The organism is Azospirillum sp. P4_B5 (assembly GCF_056402275.1).
Window position 1 is genome coordinate 215,487 of the sequence record NZ_JBFUHT010000005.1, and the last position, 20,458, is coordinate 235,944.

Annotated in this window: 18 protein-coding genes and 1 tRNA gene; 5 read left to right on the plus strand and 14 right to left on the minus strand. The window is 67.4% G+C overall.

Annotated elements, in window-relative coordinates; all coding sequences use genetic code 11:
- Window positions 1-4 precede the first annotated feature (4 nt).
- A complete protein-coding gene (locus tag AC1DVI_RS05880; protein WP_476957128.1) occupies window positions 5-940 on the plus strand; it encodes an HNH endonuclease in 936 nt (311 codons plus the stop codon).
- A 118-nt stretch (window positions 941-1,058) separates the two neighbouring features.
- Here AC1DVI_RS05880 and AC1DVI_RS05885 read toward each other — a convergent pair whose 3' ends face one another.
- The 7 genes from AC1DVI_RS05885 to AC1DVI_RS05915 all read right to left on the minus strand — a co-directional run bounded on the left by AC1DVI_RS05885 (window position 1,059) and on the right by AC1DVI_RS05915 (window position 8,376).
- On the minus strand, window positions 1,059-1,541 hold the full coding sequence (locus AC1DVI_RS05885; RefSeq protein ID WP_476957129.1) for a very short patch repair endonuclease: 483 nt from the start codon (window positions 1,539-1,541) through the stop codon (window positions 1,059-1,061).
- A gap of 587 nt (window positions 1,542-2,128) precedes the next feature.
- A complete protein-coding gene (locus AC1DVI_RS05890; RefSeq protein ID WP_476957130.1) occupies window positions 2,129-3,025 on the minus strand; it encodes a TniB family NTP-binding protein in 897 nt (298 codons plus the stop codon).
- Complete coding sequence (locus tag AC1DVI_RS05895) at window positions 3,019-4,971, minus strand: Mu transposase C-terminal domain-containing protein (RefSeq protein ID WP_476957131.1); 1,953 nt, start codon at window positions 4,969-4,971, stop codon at window positions 3,019-3,021. The genes AC1DVI_RS05890 and AC1DVI_RS05895 overlap by 7 nt, the downstream gene beginning before the upstream one ends.
- Window positions 4,968-5,621, minus strand: a complete 654-nt coding sequence (locus AC1DVI_RS05900) for a TnsA endonuclease N-terminal domain-containing protein (protein WP_476957132.1) — start codon at window positions 5,619-5,621, stop codon at window positions 4,968-4,970. Before AC1DVI_RS05900 ends, AC1DVI_RS05895 begins: the two co-directional genes overlap by 4 nt.
- Before the next feature lie 58 nt (window positions 5,622-5,679).
- Entirely contained in the window at window positions 5,680-6,975 is a 1,296-nt protein-coding gene (locus AC1DVI_RS05905; protein ID WP_476957133.1) for a TniQ family protein, read from the minus strand.
- A gap of 387 nt (window positions 6,976-7,362) precedes the next feature.
- Window positions 7,363-7,453 (minus strand) — tRNA-Ser (locus tag AC1DVI_RS05910).
- Between the two features lie 119 nt (window positions 7,454-7,572).
- On the minus strand, window positions 7,573-8,376 hold the full coding sequence (locus AC1DVI_RS05915) for an alpha/beta hydrolase (RefSeq protein ID WP_476957134.1): 804 nt from the start codon (window positions 8,374-8,376) through the stop codon (window positions 7,573-7,575).
- Window positions 8,377-8,419: 43 nt separating this feature from the next.
- Between AC1DVI_RS05915 and AC1DVI_RS05920 the strand changes: the two genes are divergently transcribed.
- Together AC1DVI_RS05920 and AC1DVI_RS05925 are read left to right on the plus strand one after the other, a co-directional pair.
- Window positions 8,420-9,661 carry a glycosyltransferase family 4 protein gene (locus tag AC1DVI_RS05920; protein WP_476957135.1) on the plus strand — a complete coding sequence of 414 codons (1,242 nt, stop codon included), beginning with the start codon at window positions 8,420-8,422 and terminating at the stop codon, window positions 9,659-9,661.
- 38 nt (window positions 9,662-9,699) lie between these two features.
- On the plus strand, window positions 9,700-10,575 hold the full coding sequence (locus tag AC1DVI_RS05925; RefSeq protein WP_476957136.1) for a TIGR01459 family HAD-type hydrolase: 876 nt from the start codon (window positions 9,700-9,702) through the stop codon (window positions 10,573-10,575).
- 25 nt (window positions 10,576-10,600) lie between these two features.
- Here the strand turns inward: AC1DVI_RS05925 and AC1DVI_RS05930 are convergent, their stop codons facing one another.
- On the minus strand, window positions 10,601-10,921 hold the full coding sequence (locus tag AC1DVI_RS05930) for a ribbon-helix-helix domain-containing protein (RefSeq protein WP_149162954.1): 321 nt from the start codon (window positions 10,919-10,921) through the stop codon (window positions 10,601-10,603).
- Window positions 10,922-11,190: 269 nt separating this feature from the next.
- Between AC1DVI_RS05930 and AC1DVI_RS05935 the strand changes: the two genes are divergently transcribed.
- Both AC1DVI_RS05935 and AC1DVI_RS05940 read left to right on the plus strand, forming a co-directional pair.
- Window positions 11,191-12,327 carry a hypothetical protein gene (locus tag AC1DVI_RS05935; RefSeq protein WP_476957137.1) on the plus strand — a complete coding sequence of 379 codons (1,137 nt, stop codon included), beginning with the start codon at window positions 11,191-11,193 and terminating at the stop codon, window positions 12,325-12,327.
- An 8-nt stretch (window positions 12,328-12,335) separates the two neighbouring features.
- Window positions 12,336-13,001 carry an SH3 domain-containing protein gene (locus AC1DVI_RS05940; protein WP_476957138.1) on the plus strand — a complete coding sequence of 222 codons (666 nt, stop codon included), beginning with the start codon at window positions 12,336-12,338 and terminating at the stop codon, window positions 12,999-13,001.
- Here AC1DVI_RS05940 and AC1DVI_RS05945 read toward each other — a convergent pair.
- From AC1DVI_RS05945 to AC1DVI_RS05970, 6 genes are all read right to left on the minus strand, one after another.
- Complete coding sequence (locus AC1DVI_RS05945; RefSeq protein ID WP_476957139.1) at window positions 12,998-14,839, minus strand: transglycosylase domain-containing protein; 1,842 nt, start codon at window positions 14,837-14,839, stop codon at window positions 12,998-13,000. The genes AC1DVI_RS05940 and AC1DVI_RS05945 overlap by 4 nt on opposite strands.
- A gap of 191 nt (window positions 14,840-15,030) precedes the next feature.
- Window positions 15,031-15,558, minus strand: a complete 528-nt coding sequence (gene infC / locus AC1DVI_RS05950) for a translation initiation factor IF-3 (protein ID WP_476957162.1) — start codon at window positions 15,556-15,558, stop codon at window positions 15,031-15,033.
- Window positions 15,559-15,642: 84 nt separating this feature from the next.
- A complete protein-coding gene (gene thrS, locus AC1DVI_RS05955; RefSeq protein WP_476957140.1) occupies window positions 15,643-17,607 on the minus strand; it encodes a threonine--tRNA ligase in 1,965 nt (654 codons plus the stop codon).
- A 151-nt stretch (window positions 17,608-17,758) separates the two neighbouring features.
- Window positions 17,759-18,955 carry an EAL domain-containing protein gene (locus tag AC1DVI_RS05960; RefSeq protein ID WP_476957141.1) on the minus strand — a complete coding sequence of 399 codons (1,197 nt, stop codon included), beginning with the start codon at window positions 18,953-18,955 and terminating at the stop codon, window positions 17,759-17,761.
- 22 nt (window positions 18,956-18,977) lie between these two features.
- On the minus strand, window positions 18,978-20,051 hold the full coding sequence (locus tag AC1DVI_RS05965; RefSeq protein ID WP_476957142.1) for a quinone-dependent dihydroorotate dehydrogenase: 1,074 nt from the start codon (window positions 20,049-20,051) through the stop codon (window positions 18,978-18,980).
- Window positions 20,048-20,410: a DUF952 domain-containing protein gene (locus AC1DVI_RS05970; RefSeq protein ID WP_476957143.1), complete on the minus strand. Its 363-nt coding sequence runs from the start codon at window positions 20,408-20,410 to the stop codon at window positions 20,048-20,050. Before AC1DVI_RS05970 ends, AC1DVI_RS05965 begins: the two co-directional genes overlap by 4 nt.
- Window positions 20,411-20,458 lie beyond the last annotated feature (48 nt).

Below are 20,458 nucleotides of genomic sequence, written 5' to 3' on the forward strand. Positions count from 1 at the left end.
GTGGGTGAACCACAAGCAGACGGTCCGTCAGGAAATCGGCGGCGGTTACCTGTGGTCCCCGAAACGGGAAAACGGCGGCGCACGCAGTCAGTTCTACGAGAACATGCGGCTCGCCGATCCGGGCGATGTGGTACTGTCTTTCGCGGCCACATGGATCCGGCATATCGGCGTGGTGGAGGCGCGTTGCGTCACCGCACCGAAGCCAGGGCATTTCGGCGCAACCGGAGCGTACTGGGCGCAGGACGGGTGGTGGCTGCCAGTGAGGTGGACTCCGCTCCCGAGACCGGTCCGACCAAGAGACTTTGCGGACCTGTTGGCACCGCTGCTACCGCTCAAGCATTCGCCCTTCAACGCCGTCACCGGTGCTGGCAACCAAAAAGCCTATTTGGCGCAGGTGGAGCGCGCCGTCGTGGAGACAGTCCTCCGTCGCGCCGGTCTCGCGCTGGAGGAACTGCGGACCGACGGGACCCGGCCGTTCGAACAAATGGTGGAGGTCTTGGACGAAGAAGCGGAGCGGGCCATCAACCGGGACCTTTCGATCGCGGAGACCGAAAGGCTGGAGCAGGTCAGGGCACGGCGGGGGCAAGGCCAATTCCGCGACAACGTGTCGGCCGTGGAGAAGGCGTGCCGCATCACTGGCATCACAAATCCCGACCTGCTCACCGCGAGCCACATAAAGCCTTGGCGCTCCTGCACGACGGGAACGGAGCGCCTTGACGGAAACAACGGCCTGATGCTGGCGCCGCACATCGACCGGCTTTTCGACCGTGGACTCATCGGCTTCCAAGATGACGGGCGCATCCTGGTTTCCCCGCTTCTGGCTCCGCCCGACGTCCAACGCCTCGGGCTGACCGCGGCGTTGGCCGGGAGCGTCGGGCCATTCTCAGCCGGACAGGCCGTGTATCTGGATTATCACCGCGAGTCCGTCTTTCTGCGCTAAAGCGGGCCGTGACCTCGCGCACGTCGGCAACGGTGCGGAGCGGTCACGGGCGCCGCGCTGAAAGAGCCGCCCTCACCGGCGTTCGGCGGCCGGAGAATGGACCACAACCGCCGACGCGTCATTTCCGCGACTTCCGCGCAGGAACGTGCAGCCAATCGCCGCTCACCTCCGCGGTAGGCCGCTCCCCCCGCAAAAAGGCGGCGCACAACGCGACGAGCGCGGCCTGTTCCCGCCGTGCGGGACCGGAGACGCCGCACTCCCAAACGGTCAGCACCCGCCAACCGGCGTCGAGGAGCACCTGTTCGGTCGCGGTGTCCCGAGCCTGGTTGCGGGCGATCTTCGCCCCCCAGAACTCGGTGCGTGTGGCCGGCGGCCGGCCGCGCGGGCAGTCGTGACCGTGCCAAAAGCAGCCGTGCACGAAGATGACGGCGCGGTACTTCGGAAAGACCAAATCGGGACGCCCGGGCAACCCCTTTCGATGCAGGCGAAAGCGGAATCCCGCCGCATGCAGGCTCCGACGCAACGCCAATTCGGGAGCGGTGTCCCGGCTTCGGACGCGGCTCATCGCAAAGCGACGCTGATCGGGATTGAGAGTGTCCAAAAGAAGCTATCCTCGGGTAACGGTGTGGTTTCCGCACCATTCCTTGGCCGAATTTTGCCCTTTTTTGCCCTTTTGTGTGGTGTTGGGATAGCAGTTCCGCTGCGCTATCGCCTGAGTGCGACCGTTGTGCCGCACGCGGCATAACGCCGTTTCCATCAGCGACGCTGATGGTCGCCCAGTGCTCGCCGCCGTCGCTGCCGGCGAACAGAGCATTCCAGGCTCTCGTCGGCGGAAACTTCGCCGTCGCCTGCCCCCTCACCGGCTGCCAGCCAAGTGAAGAGTTACTGGCTGCGAGCGTCGCGATGCTCATGGAGCAGCTTCCCGGGCCAATCTACTCCGATGCCGAGGCATGTCCCTCGGTAAACTGTTCGCCTCCACCTGCAATCTCTCACCATCGATTACCAATATCTAACGCGAAGCTATCGGCAGCCTAACCCATCACAAGGAAATCGAAGTCACCTTCCAGGATGGCGCCCATCGCCGGATTACGATCCATATCCATAACAGCGACCAGATTATCGCGTCATGATAACGCGTTCTCCTCTTCCGACTGGCAAATAAACTCTTGACTGCCCCAGGTAATGAGTTTACCGCGCTGCCTTCCTTCTCTCGCTCGGCATCACCCAGGGCACCTGGTCCAGCGTTTCCATGTCGATGACCTCCCGGCCGCTTTGCACCGCCATCTCGGCCGCCAGAGCGAGCAGCTTGCAGGTTTCACCCGTCAACCCCTCGGCCATGCGGTGAATCCGGCCGACCAAGTCCTTGGAGCGGAAATTGCTTTCCTGCTTGAGCTGCAGCCCCTGAACAAAGCGCCCAGCGAACACGGCATACTCCTTGGACACCGCCCAGCGGGGAATCCCCATGGGCTCAAACCGGTTTCCGAGCTGCTGGTCGGTCTGGAAGATGCGCACGGCATCTTGAGTTCCCAGAGCAACGACGGATATCTTCAGTTCGTTGCTCAGGCTCTTGAGGCTGTTCAGCACCATGGAGCGTTGGTCGATCTTGCCGACAAGCAGGTTGTTGACCTCATCCACGATCACCACCCGCGTCCCCACCGCACCGAGAAGAATCAGAAGCTGGTCCCACTTGCTTTGGGCCCGGCCTGTTGAACGGAATGGCGCTTTCAGGGCGCGCAGAATGGCGTCGTAGAAGCCGCTTACGTCGGCGAACGGAGGAGATTGGAGGTAGACCACCGGGCGCTTGCCGTACTCCGGGCTGTCTTCGAGCGGGCCGTGATCCCGCACGAACTTGTAGGCGAGCGCTGTCTTGCCATTGTTCGTATCTCCGTAAATCAAGCTGCAAGGCGGTCTTGGCACGCTGGGGTGGTTGTACAGCCAAGCCAATCGGTCGAGCACGGCTGTTCCAGTGTCGTATTCAACGTAACGGGGACTCCTGATCCGACGAATACGGGTAGCGATGTCATCGGCAGACATTCCCGGCTCCGGCGAACCGCCCCCTGCAAATGGATCAAGATGCATCACCATTCCTCCACGCCCGTCCTGATCTCACTGTCGTCGAAGTCGAAGTCCGTTGCAGACGTCAAAGGTTTGCCCGGCATTCGTTGCGCGTTGTCGACCACAAGCTCCAGATGCCCCTCGCGCTGACGGGGCACTTTTGATGGAGGCGTCTTCGACGCCGCCGATTCCGGCGGCGGTGGGTCCAGCGTCAGAGCGGCGCGATGCTTGCGCAACTCTTCCCGTTTGGCCTGCTCCCTGCGCACGCGCCTGGTTTGCTGCGCCGCCTCGGTGGTGATGCGGTGCATCTCTTCATATGCCTCGAAGATGGCGGCCTCGTTTTCCGCCGCTTTGCCCTGGCGCCGCAAGTAGGCCTCGACCGCCCGGTAATCCCACAGTGAGATCGAGGGGCGGCCATAGTCCCGGTATGGGATCTCCACGTAGTCGCCCAGGCTTGGGTCGAGGAAGTAGAGCTTCGAGATGTCGGTCGGGTCGCGCCGAACTTTGAACTTTCGACGGCAGCGCCCTTCGTCGGCCCGAACCCACTGGGAGAGCAGCGGGTCCCGGTACCAGATCTTGTCCCAGACGATGCCCTCGGGCTGCACCGTGCGCTCAATGAAGGGCAGAAAGTCCAGGCGGAGACGGCGCGGGTCCTGGATCGGTTCGGGCAGACCGCGACCGCGCATGCGGTCACTGCCGACGATGCCCTCGTTCCACCGCGCCAGCGGAGGGAAGCCGGTCCCGTCATGGACCTTGTTGTGATAAACGCCGACGATATGGTTCAGGAGCCACGCCCGCAGCTCCTCCAACGTCATCTTCGCTTTGGCTTCCGACTTGTACTCGCCCCGTTGCTTGGGGTTGGAGAAGGTGGCACCGGGTAGCGCGTGGATTTTCTTGCCTAACGAGCCGCACAGCCGCTCGATGTGTCCGCCGTAGTGCGGGGTCTTAGGCGGGCGGAACTCGTAACGGACATCGTGCTGGTCCAGCGTGTCCTGGATCAGATAACTGCGGAAATCCTTGCCGTTGTCGGAGTGGATCATGCGCGGCTTGCCCCAGACCGGCCACTCGCCCTTGATACCGAGCCGCTCCAGTTCCGCCGCCTTATGCAGCATGCCATGGCAGAGGCACAGCCCTACGGCAAAGGCACTGGGATGGTCCAGCGACAGATGATAGCCGACTACCATGCGACTGAAGACGTCGATGGCCAGCGTCAGCCAAGGGCGGCCGATCGGCAGGCGCATCTCCTCATCCAACACGATGATGTCGAGCAGCGTGTGGTCGATCTGCACCACAGCGAGTGGCGAGTCGGCGCCAGGGAACTCACCTTTGACCCGGCCGAACTTGTCATGCGCCGCCTTCCGGCCCTCGCGCTTCAGCACTTTCTCCTTGGGGTCGATCGCCCGGAGGCGGTCACGGATCGTGCTGCTGGCCGGTTTTGACAGCTTGGCAGCCCGGCAGCGGCGGTGCACTTCCAGGATGACATCCTCGCCGGTGACCTTCTGCTTGGACAGGTAGCGGTCCTTGATGACGCTCTCGATGACCACCTCGACGACAGGGTCCAGACGCTTGGGCATGGGCCGGCCCTTGCGCCGCGGCGCGAGGTCGGACATGAGCCGCCGGCCCTCATAGGTCTTGATCCAGCGGTAGAGGGTCGAGAGCCCAATCCCATGCTGCTCGGCAACCCGCTTCACGTCCTCGTGGCTGCGGCGCTCGCAGCGAACCAGCGGCTTGATGATGCCAAAGCGCCGCTTCGCCTCGGCCAGATCGTCATCGGGAAGACTGTCCAGGAGCCGCTTCGGTTCCGCTTTCTCCCCGCCGTCTGGATGCGACAGCTCGGAAACCGGCACCACCTGCGTCTCCTTCGTCTCAACATCCTCAATCAGAACCGACGAGGCCGTGACCGCCTCCAAGATGGTGCAGGAGCAGCCCCGGTACCCCACCGCCGCGCCGGGGCTATAGCTGAACCGTCTCGTCATGCGCTTCCTCTCTTTGGAGGCCGAAGCACGGTCTGCATGGTGATTGGCTGGTCGAGGTCCGCCGTGATCTCGAGTCGTGCAACCAAGGCCCACAGGCTGGGCAGCACCCTCGCGCGGTCACCCGTATCACCGGCGACGAAATCGGCCAGTTCCTGCACGGTGACCGGTTTCCGGGCCGTCACTTCGAGCATCCGGCTGCGGAATACCGGATCAGGCGGCCGGTCACGGAAAGGCAGCAGGAAGGTAGCATTCTCCAGCCGTGGTGTGCGGATCTCCTTCTCCGTCACCAGCGCGAAGACCCAACCGCGCTCGGTGGCGTAAGCCCGGGCCGCGGTGAATCGCTCTTCCAGAGAACCGGCCAGCAGGTGCTGATCGGTGGAGTACTTGACCTCGACCAGCCGTGTCGGCCGGCCACGGTCCCGGTAGGTCACCAGGAAATCCGGAACGTAGCGGCGCTTGGTTCCCTGGCCGTCCCGGTATTCGATGCGCACCGGCTGCTCTTCAATGCCAGCAACGTCCGGGTCGAACCGCTGCAAAAGGGCGAAGTCCCGCTCCAGCGTCGATTCGACCGCGACGGCCGCCCGGCCGGCTCCTATGGGAACCCGGCCGCCGACGCTTCGATAACAGAGCCCAATTTTGCGGACCGGCATGGAACGACCCCACAGCTGCAACCAGTGGAAGACCCGATGCGCAACTTTTCCCGCAAAGCTAGGATAGCCGCATATCTGGTAGCTTCAACTCCTTCCGCAATACCCTATCTAGCCAAGCCGCGACATTTTCGCCTGATCGGTGGGCCGCGAGACGTGCGGCCTCCTTCACCTCGGCCGAGATACCGTCGAGCTTCCAGTACCGCCCCTGCCCCCAGGGGGTGGCCTGTCCGACCGGCTCCGCTATTTCGCTCATGGCGGCGAGCTTGGTGCCGACCAGCTCTTTCAAGTTCCGATAGGTCGGCTTGATGCCATGCCGTTCCAGAATGGACTTGGCGGAGGCGACCTCGTAGCGGGCTCCGAACTTGTGAGGCTCCTTCAGGTACCACTCGACGGCATGGGCGTAGGCGAAGGGCACATCCTCATTGGACGGATTGTACACATAGGTGCTCGCCATCCCGACGGACCGCGCCGCAGCTATGAAGCGGTTAGGCCAGTCGCCGAGTAGGTGATGCGCCATGGCGACCAGCACGCACCGGGCCCTCGGGGTCAGCAACGCCCAGTCGTGAACCCGTGGCATGGTTTCGGGCGGCAGGGACAGCCGGGGCTCGTGCAGGCTGATCCATTCCCTCAGCCCGTACGCATGCTTGCCGCCGGCGACCCTGCGGGCGATCAGCGCCAGTATCTCCAGCGCCGCGAACGAATAGACGGGTCCGTAGCTGCCCAGCGTCCGCCATCCCTCATTCAACATGTCCAGCAGGTCCTGCTGCACTGGAATCGGATCGACAGGCGGATGATCCCCCGTGAAGCGGCGCACGTCGACGCCACAGGACCAGCAGCAAAGACCTTCCCGGCGTTCTTGGCGCAGAATGCTGAACGGCTCATTGCAGGCAGGGCAGCGGTCAAGCAGAAGGCGCCCGTGCACCGGGCAGACGGTCAGAAAGGACAGGCGCCAACCCAGCCGCAGGTGAGGGATCGTATCCTCTGCCAAGCATGACGGGCATACCTGCTGACCGAAGCACCGCTTTGCCTTCTCCCGCCCAGCCGGGGGAAGCCAGTCCAGCTTGACCAAGCCGTCGTCCCGCTCAAACGCCCATCCGGCCCAGCGGTGGAAGGTGGATTGCTCCAGCTCCTCCCTGGAGACACCGGTCTTGTCAGCCATGGCGCCCAGCAGGTGGATGTCGCCATGGCGGTCGAGGTCCCGCGGACTGAGGCCACCGCCGGGCTGGACGATCCGGTAGAGTTCGGCCGGGCGCAACCCGTTGGCGGCGGCGACGCGTGCAAACCAGGAAGAGAAGGACTCGCCCTCCATAAGGGGCGGCCGCCCCGGCCAGAGGTCATCGGCGGCTGGCAGCATCCTCAGGGCTCCCGAACGTTGGACCGGAAGACCCATGATCAGGATCGGCGGCACGGTTGTCGCGGAGACGTCCGGACAGTCGCCACATGCTTCACGCCACACACCACCGCGTGATTCGGTCCCGAAGGACTCCACCCCGATGGCGATGCCTTTAGGCGAGAGAGATCCGAGTTGCGGGATTGAAGCGACGAATTACCGGGTGGATGCCGCGCAACGCCTCATGAGCGCTCAGCCACCACATGAAACCATTGGAAAGCTTTGGGAAATTTATTCCTGAGAGCGCGGTTTCGTCTCATTTAAGCGCGCCGCGCTCTCACTTATAAGCCGCAATTCTCACCTAAAGGCGAAAGCGACACCGGCTCCACTCAGCGGCTTGCTGAGAAAATCTGGCGGAGGGAGAGGGATTCGAACCCTCGATACCCTTTTGAGGTATACACACTTTCCAGGCGTGCGCCTTCAACCACTCGGCCACCCCTCCGCAGAGGCCGCGTTTATATCCAGCCCGAAGGCGGCGCGCAAGCCCCTGATATCACTTTTTGGGAAAAATCTTGCGCCGCCTTCGGGATGATCCGCGGGGCGGATCGAAGCCCCCGTCCCTCAGCCGAGGCCGCGGACCAGATCGCCCACCGTGCGGCACAGCAGGTCTATGTCCTGGTCGCGCGACAGGCGGTGGTCGCCGTCCTTCACCAGCGTCACCCGCACATCCGAACTGCGAAGGCGATCGGCCAGGGTCAGGCTGACCTGCCAGGGCACATCCGGGTCGGCCATGCCGTGCAGCAGGCGCACCGGCTTGTCGAAGGCAATGGGCTGGCGCAGCAGCAGGTGGTTGCGCCCGTCCTCGATCAGGGCACGGGTGATCGGCTGCGGCTCCGGCCCGTAGTCGGAGGGGCGCAGCCAACGACCCGTCTCCAGGATCTCGCGACGCACGGGCTCGTCGAAGAGGTCCCACATCAGATCCTCGGTGAAGTCCGGGGCGGCGGCGATGCCGACCAGCCCGGCCACCCGCTCCGGACGGCGCAGCGCGGTCAGCAGCATCATCCAGCCGCCCATGGAGGAGCCGACGAGGATCTGCGGCCCCACCGTCACGCGGTCCAGGACGGCCAGCGCGTCGTCGGCCCACAGCCCGATGGTGCCCTCGTCGAACCGTCCGCTGGAGGCGCCGTGCCCCTGATAGTCGAAACGGGTGAAGGACAGCCCCTCGCCGACCGCCCAGGCCTCCAACGCCAGCGCCTTGCTGCCGGTCATGTCCGACATGAAGCCGCCGAGGAACATCACGCCTGGGGCCAGCCCTTCCGGGTCGCGGCCCGGGGTGTGACGATAGGCTATGGTCGCGGCGCCGCGCTTCAGGCTATGGTGCGCGCCGCCCGGCGACGGGACGGGGCCGGCTGCGGGTTCGGTCATGATCGGACACCTCTGTGAGCCAGGACTTTAGGAATTTGTGACTATGGACGTCGAATCCCAGCTTAGCACCGGCGAGGACCCGCGCAACCCGGCCGACGCCTTCACGAAGGGCGCCTTCGCGGCCGCCGGTCGCCGGCCCGTCGTTCTCCAGGTGCTTCCGGCGCTGGTCACCGGCGGGGCCGAGCGCGGCTGCATCGACGTGGCGCTGGCGCTGGCCCAGGCCGGAGCCCTGCCGCTGGTGGCGTCCGAAGGCGGGCCGATGGCGGCGGAACTGGACCGCGCCGGCATCCGCCACATCACCCTGCCGCTGGCCTCGAAGAACCCGCTGGTCATCCGCCGCAACGCGCGCAAGCTGGAGGCGATCATCCGGGAGAACGGCGTGGACATCGTGCACGCCCGCTCCCGCGCCCCGGCCTGGAGCGCCTGGCTGGCCTGTCAGGCGACCGGCGCGCGCTACATGACCACCTTCCACGCCCCGTACAATTACAAGAACGGGCTGAAGCGCTGGTACAATTCGGTGATGGCGCGGGGCGAGCGGATCATCGCCATCTCCGGCTTCATCCGCCGCCACATCCTGGAGAACTACGCGGTCGATCCGGCGGTCATCCGCACCATCCACCGCGGCATCGACCCGCTGTCCTTCGCGCCGGAACGGGTCAACTCCGCCCGGATGATCCAGCTCGCCCAGAAATGGCGCCTGCCCGACGACAAACCGGTGATCCTGCTGCCCGGCCGCCTGACCCGCTGGAAGGGCCAGACGGTGCTGATCGACGCGCTGGCCAAGCTGGGGCGGAAGGACGTCTGCGCGCTGCTCGTCGGGTCCGACCAGGGCCGCACCGGCTACCGCCAGGAGCTGGAGGAGCAGGTGCGCCGCGCCGGGTTGGAGGGCGTCGTCACGATGACCGACCACTGCAACGACATGGCCGCCGCCTACCGGCTGTCCACCGTCGTCGTCTCCGCCTCGCAGGAGCCGGAAGCCTTCGGACGGGTGATCGTCGAGGCGCAGGCCATGGGCCGCCCGGTGATCGTCTCCGCCATCGGCGCCTATCAGGAAACCGTGATTCCCGGCGAGACCGCCTGGGTGGTGCCGCCCGCCGATCCCGACGCGCTGGCCAAGGCGCTGGACGAGGCGCTGTCCCTGACGACGGAGCAGCGCGACGCCATCGGCGCCCGCGCCCGCGCCTTCGTTGCCGAGCGCTACACCAAGCAGCGCATGTGCGCCGACACGCTGGCCGTCTACGCGGAGCTTCTCGCCGAGCCCAAACGCGCCGCAAAAGGCCGCTGAGCCGCCGCCCCTTCCCGCCCGTCACACCACCGGACATCATGACCGACATCGTCCAGCTTTCCGGAATCGCCTCCGTCATCGACCGTTACGACGGGGTCATCCTCGACCTGTGGGGCGTCCTGCACGACGGCGAGCGGCCCTATCCCGGCGTGCCGGAGTGCCTGGACCGGCTGCGCGCGGCGGGCAAGGTGATCTGCCTGCTGTCCAACGCGCCGCGCCGCACCGGCGGCGTCATCGCCAAGCTCGACGGCATGGGCATCGGGCGCGAGCGCTACCACCATGTCATGACTTCGGGCGAGGCCGCCTACGACGCGCTGCGCGACCGCGACGACCCGTGGCACGCCGCGCTGGGGCGGCGGCTGTACCACATCGGCCCCGACCGCGACATGGACGTGTATGAAGGTTTGGACTACACGCTCGTGGCGTCGCCGGACGAGGCCGATTTCGTCGTGAACACCGGCATCGTCGACTTCGGGGAGTCGCTGTCGGTCTACGAGCCGGCGCTGGAGGCCTGCCGCCGCCGCGACCTGCCGATGGTCTGCGCCAACCCCGACCTGATCGTGATGGTCGGCGAGCAGATGGTCATCTGCGCCGGCACGCTGGCCCAGCGCTACGAGGCGATGGGGGGCGACGTGTTCTGGCACGGCAAGCCGCACGCCCCGGTCTATGACCGCTGCCTGTCGCTGATGGGCATCAAGGACAAGCGGCGCATCCTGGCGGTGGGTGACAGCCTGCGCACCGATGTCGCCGGGGCCAACGCCGCCGGGATCGACGTGGCGCTGGTCACCTTCGGCATTCATCGGGAGGAGCTGGGCGGTGCCTGGGGCGAGGCCGTCGATCCGGGCAAGCTGGCCGTGGCCGCCGCCGCGTCCGGCCACCAGCCGACCTACGGCCTGCCCAGTCTGCGCTGGTAGGACGGAAGGCGTCCCGTCCCGCGGTTCAGTCGAAGGGCGGGATGGCGTCGTCCATGGCCTTGCGCAGAATGCTGGACGGCCCATCTTCGGAGAAGCCGCGGCTTCCGATGGCATTGCGAAAATAGCTGACGATGAAGACGCGGATGGAGGCGGTCAAATTCGCCTCTCCGCGCCGTTGATCGATCTGGGTGCAGATGTCATTCAGAGTCAGCCCCTCACGCTCGCAGATTTCCTTCAAGGATTCCCAAATGTAGGGCTCCATCCGAAGACTGGTGCGTCGGCCCGAAACCTTGACATTGCGACAGACCAGGACCGGCCCTTCCTTGTTCCCCTGTCTGCCCGCCATATCGTTGCCCTTGGTCCCCTGCCGTTGCGGAAAGGCGCTCGCGTTTCCGGCGAATATACATTCACTTGTATGATGATATTGCAAGCAGCGTGTGGGCACAAAGCCAATTTCGACCGGGGGTCGCGATCCCGGCCCCGGGTTCACCGTTCCAACCACGGCAACTCCCCGGCCCGGGCAAAAGCCGCTTCCCTTCCCGGGCGGCTTCGCTGTACCAGTGCCTGGACGAACCGGCACAAGCTGTAGTGGTCACTTCCGGTGGAGAACGAGCGATGGTGCGACCGGCGGCGTGGGGGATCGCGGTGACGCTGATGGCCGGGCTGGCGCCCGTCCTGCCGGCCCGCGCGTCCGACCTGCCCATCGACCGCATCCGCGCCGAGGTGTCGCGCCTCGTTCCGCCCCTCTGGACCGTCGAGGAGGTGACGGCGGACCCGATTCCCGCCCCGGCGCCCGACGGCAAGCCCGCCGCGAAATCCACCGAATCACGCACCGCCGTCCGAATCGGGGCCAAGCTGCGGCTCGCCAAGCCGACCTACATGGTGGAAAGCCGGGACGGCGCCGTCACCTTCATCCGCCCCGTCGCCGAGGCCGGGCTGGAGAAGACGCTGGCCGCCACGGCGCTGGCCACGCTCGGCCCCAACGGCTGGAGCGCGCGCATCGAGTTGCGCAACCCCGAGGTGCTGGAAGGCATCGGCCAACCGCTGGAGGAGCTTCCCGGCCGCCCGGTGCTGGTCGGTTCCGCCGAGGCCAACCGCCTGCGCGACCAGATCGCCCGCGACGCCGAGGCCCGCGGCGCCGAGGAGGACGCCCGCCGCCGCCGCGAGGAGGATCTGCTCACCCGGCAGGCCGCCGCGACCAAGGCGGAGGAGGAGCGCGCCGCCGCCGAACGGCGGCAGGAGGACGCCCGCGCGGCGCGGATCGCCGACCTGCGTGCCCGGATACAGGGCGCCGACCGCCCGGCACGGATCGCCGCCTACGAAGCGGCGCTGGGCGGCAACGACCCGTCGCTTCGCCAGATCGCCCTGGAGGCGGCGCTGCAGAGCCGTGACCCGGTGCTGGGGAATTTGGCGCTGAAGGACTGGATCGCCCGCCGCAAGGCGGTGCCGGTGCAGCTCTACGCGACGAAGGAGGACCCGCATTCCGAAACGGTGCTGAGCAATCTGGGTCCGCTGACGCTGGAGATCGATTCGTTCAATCCGGTCAACGGCGCGCTCGCGGGACGTCTGGGCGCCCCCGGCTACAGCATCGCCAAGCCCTCCGCCGCCGTCGGCACGCTGGCGCAGACCACCCTGATGGTGAACGCCTACGGCTGCGCCCTGTCGCTGCGCCTGACCGAGCAGCAGACCCTGGACGGGCTGTTCCGCTGCCAGACCCTGCCCGCGCTCATCGCCCGCATCGTCGTGGATTGAGGCGGCGGATGCGCCGGATCGCCCTTCCCCTCCTCGCCCTGCTGGCGCTGCTCGGCGGCCCTTCGGCGCGGGCGGGCGAGGCCGAAGCGACCTTCACGCCGCGCCAACCCCCAACCGCCGTGCTGCCCCGGCTGACACCGCTGGGAGCGGCGGGGAAGGCGACGCCGCAGGCTCTGGCGCCGCTGCTTCCCTTGCCGGTGCTGACGGCACCCGCGTCGGCGTCGGCAGCGGAACCGCTCGCCGCTGCCGCTCCCAGGGTGGAGCCCCCGGCGCCGGCCGCCACCGATACTCTTGCCGCCCCCTTGCCGGCCCGCAAACCCTCCGGCCCGGCCCCCACGACGGTCACGGAAAGCCCGTCGGCGAACCGGTTCAAGGGCGGCTACGCCAGAGCCTCGAAGGAGGATCGCGGCTGCGCCCTGCCCGGCCGCATCACCGAGGAGCGCAGCGCCGACACCCGCCGCCCGGCCATCGCCGTGGGGACGCGGGTGCGCGTCCGGGCCGCCGCCAACCTGCGCGTCGCCCCATTCTGCGACGCCAAGGTGGCGGACGTTCTGGAGCGGGGCGAAACGGTCACCGTGATGGCCGCCTTCGGGTCCTGGTACGAGGTCGGGCGGAACGGGCGGGCGCTGGGCTTCGTCGGGGCGTCCCTGCTCGCCGGGGCGAAGGGCCGCTAACCCTTCACCCGGGCCGCCTCGACCATGAAGCGGCGCCAGATTTCCGCCGGGACGGAGCCGCCGGTCACCCCTTTCATCGGCGTGTTGCCGTCGTTGCCGACCCACACACCCACCGTCAGCCCGCGCCCCGCCACGCCGTCGGCGAAGCCGATGAACCAAGCGTCCCGGTAATCGTTGGTGGTGCCGGTCTTGCCGCCCGCCCCCCGCTTGGCGAGCGCCGCCGGCAGGCGCGCCGTCTTGCCGGTGCCGTCCCGCATCACCTCGCCCAGCATCGCTTTCAGGGTGGCGGCGGTCTGCGGGTCGATCACCCGGTCCGCTTTCGGCGGGGTGTAGCTGTAGATCGTCCGCCCGGCGGGATCGCCGATGCGCTGGAACAGATGGCCGGTGACCGTGCTGCCGCCGTTGGCGACCACCGCGTAGGCCTGGGTGATCTCCAGAAGCGACACCTCGCTGACCCCCAGCGCGAGGCCGAGATCCGGCTCCAGCGGCGACTCGACGCCGAGACGGCGGGCGGCGGCGGCGATCTCCTCCGCATGGCCGCGGGTCAGCCGGGCCGAGGCCGTGTTGGTGGAATGAGCGAAGGCGTCGGCCAGCGTCAGCGACGACGGGTAGCGGTTGTCGAAATTGCGGATGGCCCGCCCGTCCGTGAATTCCATGCGCGAGCCGTCGACACGGGAGTCCGGGGTCAGCCCGCGCTCCAGCGCCGCCAGGAACACGAACAGCTTGAAGGCAGAGCCGGGCTGGCGGCGGGCCTGGAGCGCTCGGTTGAAGTGGTCGCGCCGGGCCGCCGCGTCGCGCCCGCCGATCATCGCCAGGATGGCGCCGTCGCCGTCCAGCGCGACCAGGGCGACCTCGGCACCGCCCAGGCTCTTGGCGTGGCGCTTCAGGGTGGTTTCCACGCTGCGCAGGGCGGCGGCCTGAAGATCGCGGTCGAGCGTCGTGCGCGCGGTGAAGGTCGGCCCCGGAAGGTCGGCGCCGTAGCGGTCAGCGGCGAAGCGGTCGAAGCGGGCCTTGGCCGTCTCGCGGAAATGGCCGGTGGACAGCACCGCCGCCTTGTTGGCCGCGGCCAGCATCGGGCGCTGGCGCTTGGTCTGCTCCGCCGTGCGTTCGGTGATGAAGCCGGCGTCGGCCATGGCGTCGAGCACCAGGGCGGCCTTGGCCTCCGCCTTCTCCAGGTCGGCGAAGGGGTTCAGGCGGGAGGGGGCGGGCAGCGCGCCGATGAGCATCGCCGACTCCTTCAGCGACAGCTTGCCCGCCGGCTTGCCGAAGAAGACGCGGGCCGCGGCGTCCACCCCGTACGCGCCGAAGCCGAAATAGGCGCGGTTGAGGTACAGGTACAGGACGTTCTTCTTGCCGAGCTGTTCCTCGAAGTCGCTGGCGCTGTACAGCTCGTACGCCTTGCGGGACCAGCGGTTGTAGCGGTTGAGGAAGATCAGCTTCATCGTCTGCTGGGTCAGCGTGCTGCCGCCCTGGCTGAAGCGGCCGGAGGTCACCGCCACGGCCAGCGCGCGGGCCAGACCCTGGAAGTCGATGCCGTCATGCTCCAGATAGCGCCGGTCCTCCTTGGCGATCAGCGCCTGGATCAGGTGCTTCGGCAGCTTCTCCAGCGTCAGCGTGTCGCCGTACGTCTCGCCGATGGAGCCGATGAAGCGGCCCTGCCGGTCGAGGAAGCGCACGCCGTGGCCGCGGTTGTACGCCAGCACATCGTCGACGGTGCGGAACTCGTCCCCGAACAGGTCCATCGCCTGGGCGGGCGGCGGCGCGGAGAGGCCGGACAGCAGCGGCAGCGCGAGCGTCAAAGCCAGGACGGCGCGGCGGAACAGGGAAGGTCGGGGCATAGGCCGGATGTTGGAGGCGGGATGAGCCTCACGTCGGCGCGGCGCTCCGCTTTCACAATGCCGCTACCCCGTAATTGCGGAGCGTCGGAACGGCCCGCCGCCCCCAAAAAAAAGCCCGCCGGAACCGGCGGGTCATTTTTTTGGGAACGCGTGTGCTCTGCCGAAGGCCGGCGGGCCTTCGCGCCGACGGGTCACCTCGGCGCGAGGACCATGATCATCTGGCGGCCTTCAAGCTTGGGCATCTGCTCGACCTTCGCCAGTTCATCCAACTCGTCGCGCACGCGGACAAGCACGTTCATGCCAAGATCCTGATGCGCCATCTCGCGCCCGCGGAAGCGCATGGTCACCTTGACCTTGTCGCCTTCCTCAAGGAAGCGGCGGGCCGAGCGCATCTTCACGTCGTAGTCGTTGTCATCAATGTTGGGTCGGAGTTTGATCTCCTTCACCTCGATGATCTTCTGCTTCTTGCGCGCCTCGGCAGCCTTCTTCTGCGCCTCGTACTTGTACTTGCCATAGTCGAGGATCTTGCAGACAGGAGGCTCAGCCTGGGGGGCGATCTCGACGAGGTCGAGACCCGCATCCTCAGCGGCCAGCAGCGCATCGCGCAGCGAAACGACGCCCACCATCTCGCCGTCGGCACCGACGAGACGGATCGAGCGAGCCGTGATCTCCCGGTTCACCCGCGGTCCATCGCGGGTCGGAGCGGCTTCGGACGGTATCCTGGCTATGGACGCTTCTCCATGACTGGCAACCCACCGGGGCGCGACCTCCCGGAGGAAGGCCCGCCCAAACGGTGCGGTCGGTTAAAACGGCGAGTCGAAGGCAGCGGCGCCCGCGGGGGACCTTGCCTCCTCATTCAGTTTATTGAGAGCGGCGTCGAGGGCAAGAACTTCCTGATCCTTACCACCGAGGGTACGCAACGCGACCGTCCGTTCCTCCGCCTCGCGCTTGCCCACCACCACCAGGACGGGAACCTTCTGAAGGCTGTGTTCGCGGACCTTCAGGTTGATCTTCTCGTTCCGGGTGTCGAGTTCGGCCCGGATGCCGCGGCGCTTCAGCAGGCTGACGACCTCCTGCCCATAACCGTCGGCCTCGTTGGTGATGGTGCAGACCACCGCCTGGACCGGGGCGAGCCACATCGGGAACCTGCCGGCGTAATGCTCGATCAGCATGCCGATGAAGCGTTCCAGCGACCCCAGGATCGCCCGGTGCAGCATCACCGGGCGGTGGCGGGCGCCATCCTCGCCGATGTAGGAGGCGTCCAACCGCTCGGGAAGGTTCGGATCGTACTGGAGCGTGCCGCACTGCCAGGTGCGCCCGATGGCGTCGGTCAGGTGGAACTCCACCTTCGGGCCGTAGAAGGCGCCCTCGCCCGGCAGGTCCTCATACTCCAGCCCGGCGGCGTCGAGCGCTTGGCGCAGCGCACCCTCCGCCCGGTCCCACAGATCGTTGGAGCCGGTGCGCACGTCGGGACGCAGCGCCAGCTTCACCGCGATCTTGTCGAAGCCCAGATCCCGGTAGACGCCGAGCTGCAGCTTGAAATACTCCGCCGCCTCGCTCGCCACCTGATCTTCCGTGCAGAAGATGTGGGCGTCGTCCTGGGTGAAGGCGCGCACGCGCAGGATGCCGTGCAGCGCGCCCGACGGCTCGTTGCGGTGGCAGGACCCGAACTCCGCCATGCGGATCGGCAGGTCGCGGTAGGAGCGCAGCCCGTGCTTGAAGATCTGCACATGGCCCGGACAGTTCATCGGCTTGATGCCGAGCATCTTCTCGCCGTCGTCCGCCGAGACCTTGAACATGTTGTCGCCATACATGTCCCAGTGGCCCGACGCCTTGAACAGCGAGCTGTCGATGAGCTGCGGCGTCTTGACCTCGACGTAGTCCGCCTGGCTCAGCTTGGTGCGGATGTAGGTCTCCAGCGTGCGGAACAGCGTCCAGCCCTTCGGGTGCCAGAAGACCGAGCCGACGGCCTCCTCCTGCACGTGGAACAGGTCCAGCTCCTTGCCCAGCCGGCGGTGGTCGCGCTTCTCGGCCTCCTCGAGCTGGTGCAGGTAGGCCTTCAGCTCCTTCTCGTCGCGCCAGGCGGTGCCGTAGATGCGCTGGAGCATCGGGTTCCGGCTGTCGCCGCGCCAGTAGGCGCCGGCCACCTTCATCAGCTTGAAACCGTTGCCGACCTTGCCCGTCGTCGGGGCGTGCGGGCCGCGGCACAGGTCCAGCCAGTCATCCTGGCGGTAGACGCTGATGTCCTGGTCCGCCGGGATCGCCTCGATCAGCTCGGCCTTGTAATGCTCGCCGAGCTTCTTGAAGTAGGCGACCGCATCGTCGCGGGTCCAGACCTCGCGCACGATGGGAACGTCCTTGGCGACGATCTCGCGCATCTTCGCCTCGATCTTCTGCAGATCGTCGGGCGTGAAGGGCTCCTCGCGCGCGAAGTCGTAATAGAAGCCGTTGGCGATCGCCGGACCGATGGTCACCTGCGTGCCCGGATAGAGCTTCTGCACGGCGTCGGCGAGGACGTGGGCGGCGTCGTGACGGATGACCTCGAGCGCGTCGGGATGACTGCGCGTGACGATCTCGATCCTGGCGTTGGTGGTGACGGTGGTGGTGAGGTCCTTCACCTCGCCGTCGAGCTTGACGGCAAGCGCATCCTTGGCAAGGCGCGGCCCGATGGACTGGGCAATCTCAAGCCCCGTCACCGGCCGGTCGAACTCCCGCACGCTGCCGTCGGGCAGCGTGATGGCGATGTTGGACGTCACCGAAGTCACCATTTGACTGTTTGCATCGCACCCGGCGCATGCCGGGAGGCGAAACTTCTAATGCGGGCGGGCTTTCTGTCAAGGGCGCCGGGGGCATTTCCGGCCCGAATCCGCCGCCCGGACGCCGAATTTTCTTGCATAATTAATTCACGGCAAAATTATCTCATGGCGGTTTGCGCGCGGGTCGCGGCCCGCCGAACAGATAGCCCTGGCCGAAATCGATGCCGCTGCGCAGGATCGCGTCGAGCTGCGTCTCCGTCTCGATCTTCTCGGCGATGAGATCGATCCCCGTTCCCTCCAGGCGGCGGCGCAGCGCCTCGACGCGCGGCGACAGGGCGGGGTCGAGCAGCAGGGCGCAATCCAGCTTCACGTAGCGGATCTCGTGGCGCAGCAGCGCGTCCACGTCGATGTCCGGGTCGGTCACCCGGTCCATGGAGAAGCGGAAGCCGATGCGGGCGAGCTGCGACAGAATGCCCATCGTCACCGCCCCGCCCGCCCGCAACTCCTGCTGGCTCAGTTCGAACACCAGCTTGGGCACCAGCGCCTGGTTCATGGCCAACAGATCGAGGAACTGCCGCATGAATTCCGCGTCGCTGAGCGTGGCGGCGGACATGTTGCAGAAGAAGCCGATGGCGTGCTGGCGTCGCTCCGTCTCGCGGATCAGCTGGATGCAGCGGACCAGCAGGAGATTGTCGATGGTGGCCATCAACCCCGCGCGCTCCGCGATCTCCAGATAACGGTCGGGCAGGATCAGCGACCCGTCGGCGGCGCGCACGCGCGAGAACACTTCGAAAAACCGGTGCTTGCGCTGGGGCAGGCTGACGATGGGCTGGAGGTGGACGTCGATCCGGTCGGCGGCCAGCGCATCGCGCACCGCCTCCAGAACGGCGGCGTCGTCCATCGGCGCGGCCGCGACGACGGTCGGAGACCGCAGGTCCGGCGAACGCGGGGCCTGGAACGCCGCCGGGGACGGGTGGGGTGGCCGCGGCGGTTCGGGGGCCTCGGGCGAGCGGGATTCGCCGAGCCGGGCGACCAGCGCGTGCAGGAGCTTGACCTCCTGAAGGACGGCCTCGTGAGCGGCGGCGGAGTCGCCGGTTTCGGCCGGCGCGATTCGCCGGTCCAGCCGTTCGGCCAGCGCGTCCACACTCTTCTGAAGACTGTCCAGGCGGCGCAGGGTGTCACGCTCCCGGCGGGCAAGCCGGCGGTGCAGATCCAGGACGCCGCCCGCCAGAAGGATCAGCCCGCCGCCGAGCCAACCCAACGCCGGGTCGGTGCCGGGCGACATTTCCGGCAAGCCGAGGGCGACCGAGGCCGCCGCGGCAACGGCCAGCCCGTGGAGGAGGACCGTCAGGGCCGCCACGCGCCGGCTCCCCCCGCCCCGCTCAGCGGTGATCCGCCCCCACGGCGTCGCCCAACGAGGCGAAGCCGTCGCGGCGCAGCAGGGCGGCGAGGTCGCGGCGGATCGCCAGCACCAGCGCCGGCCCGGCATAGACCAGCGCGGAATAGAGCTGCACCAGCGAGGCACCGGCACGGATCTTGGCGTAGGCGTCGGCACCCGACGCGATGCCGCCGACACCGACCAGCGGCAGCTTGCCGCCGGTCAGCCCGTACATCTCGCGCAGGACCGCGGTGGAGGGCGCGAACAGCGGCTTGCCGGACAGGCCGCCGGCTTCCGCGCGCAGCGGCTCCGGGATCTCCGCCGGGCGGGCGATGGTGGTGTTGGAGACGATCAGCCCGTCGATGCCCGATTCCAGAGCGACGGCGGCGATGTCCGCCTTGTCCTCATCCGTCAGGTCCGGGGCGATCTTCAGCAGGACGGGCGGCGCCTTGGCCAGCTTGCAGGCGGTCCGGGCATCCAGCACGCGGCCCAGCAGGGTGCGCAGCGGGTCGCGCCCCTGGAGAGCGCGCAGGCCCGGCGTGTTGGGGGACGACACGTTGACGACCAGATAGTCGGCCAGCGCCGCCACCCGGGTCACGCCGAGGACATAGTCGTCCGCGGCCTCCACCGTGTCCTTGTTCTTGCCGAGGTTGGCCCCGACGAGTCCCGGCGCCTTGCGCCCGCCGGACAGGCGTCGCTCCAGCCGCCGGGCGAAGGGCTCCAGCCCCTCGTTGTTGAAGCCCATGCGGTTGATGACGGCCCCCTGCTCCGGCACGCGGAACAGGCGCGGCTTGGGGTTGCCGGGCTGCGGACGGGGAGTGACGCTGCCCGCCTCGACGAAGCCGAAGCCCAGCCGCAGCATGGCGTCGACCACCTCGGCGTTCTTGTCGAAACCGGCGGCGAGGCCGACCGGATTGGCGAAGTCCAGGCCGAACACCCGGCTCCGCAGGATGGGATCGTCCTTTTCCCGCACCGGCGGCATCAGCCCGCTCGACAGGGCCTTGATGGTCAGCCCGTGCGCCGTCTCCGGATCGAAGCTGCGCAGGACGGGGCCGACGATGGGAAACAGGTCGATCACGGTGTGGTGTCCTTAAAGCTCGCCGGGAAGATGTGGCGGCCGTCCGGCCCCAGCGGCAGCGGATCGGCGCGCAGCACCGCCGCGGGTGGCAGCGGGCCATAGAGATGGGGGAAGAGCTGGCCGCCGCGCGACGGCTCCCACCTGAGCGCGGCGCCCAGCGCGGCGCCGTCCACGGTCAGCAGGACGAGACCGTCCTGCCCGGCGCGGTGCTTGGCGGCACTTTCCTCGACCTGGGCGCCGGTGGAGAAATGGATGAAGCCGTCCGCCGCATCCTGCGACGAGCCGTGGTAGGCCCCGGCGGCGAGCGCCCGCTCCCATTCCGCGGCGCGGCACATATGAAAGATGATCCGTTCAATCATGGCGGAGCGACCTTACCGCAAAGCCGCCGACCAAAGCCAGCCGTGGCA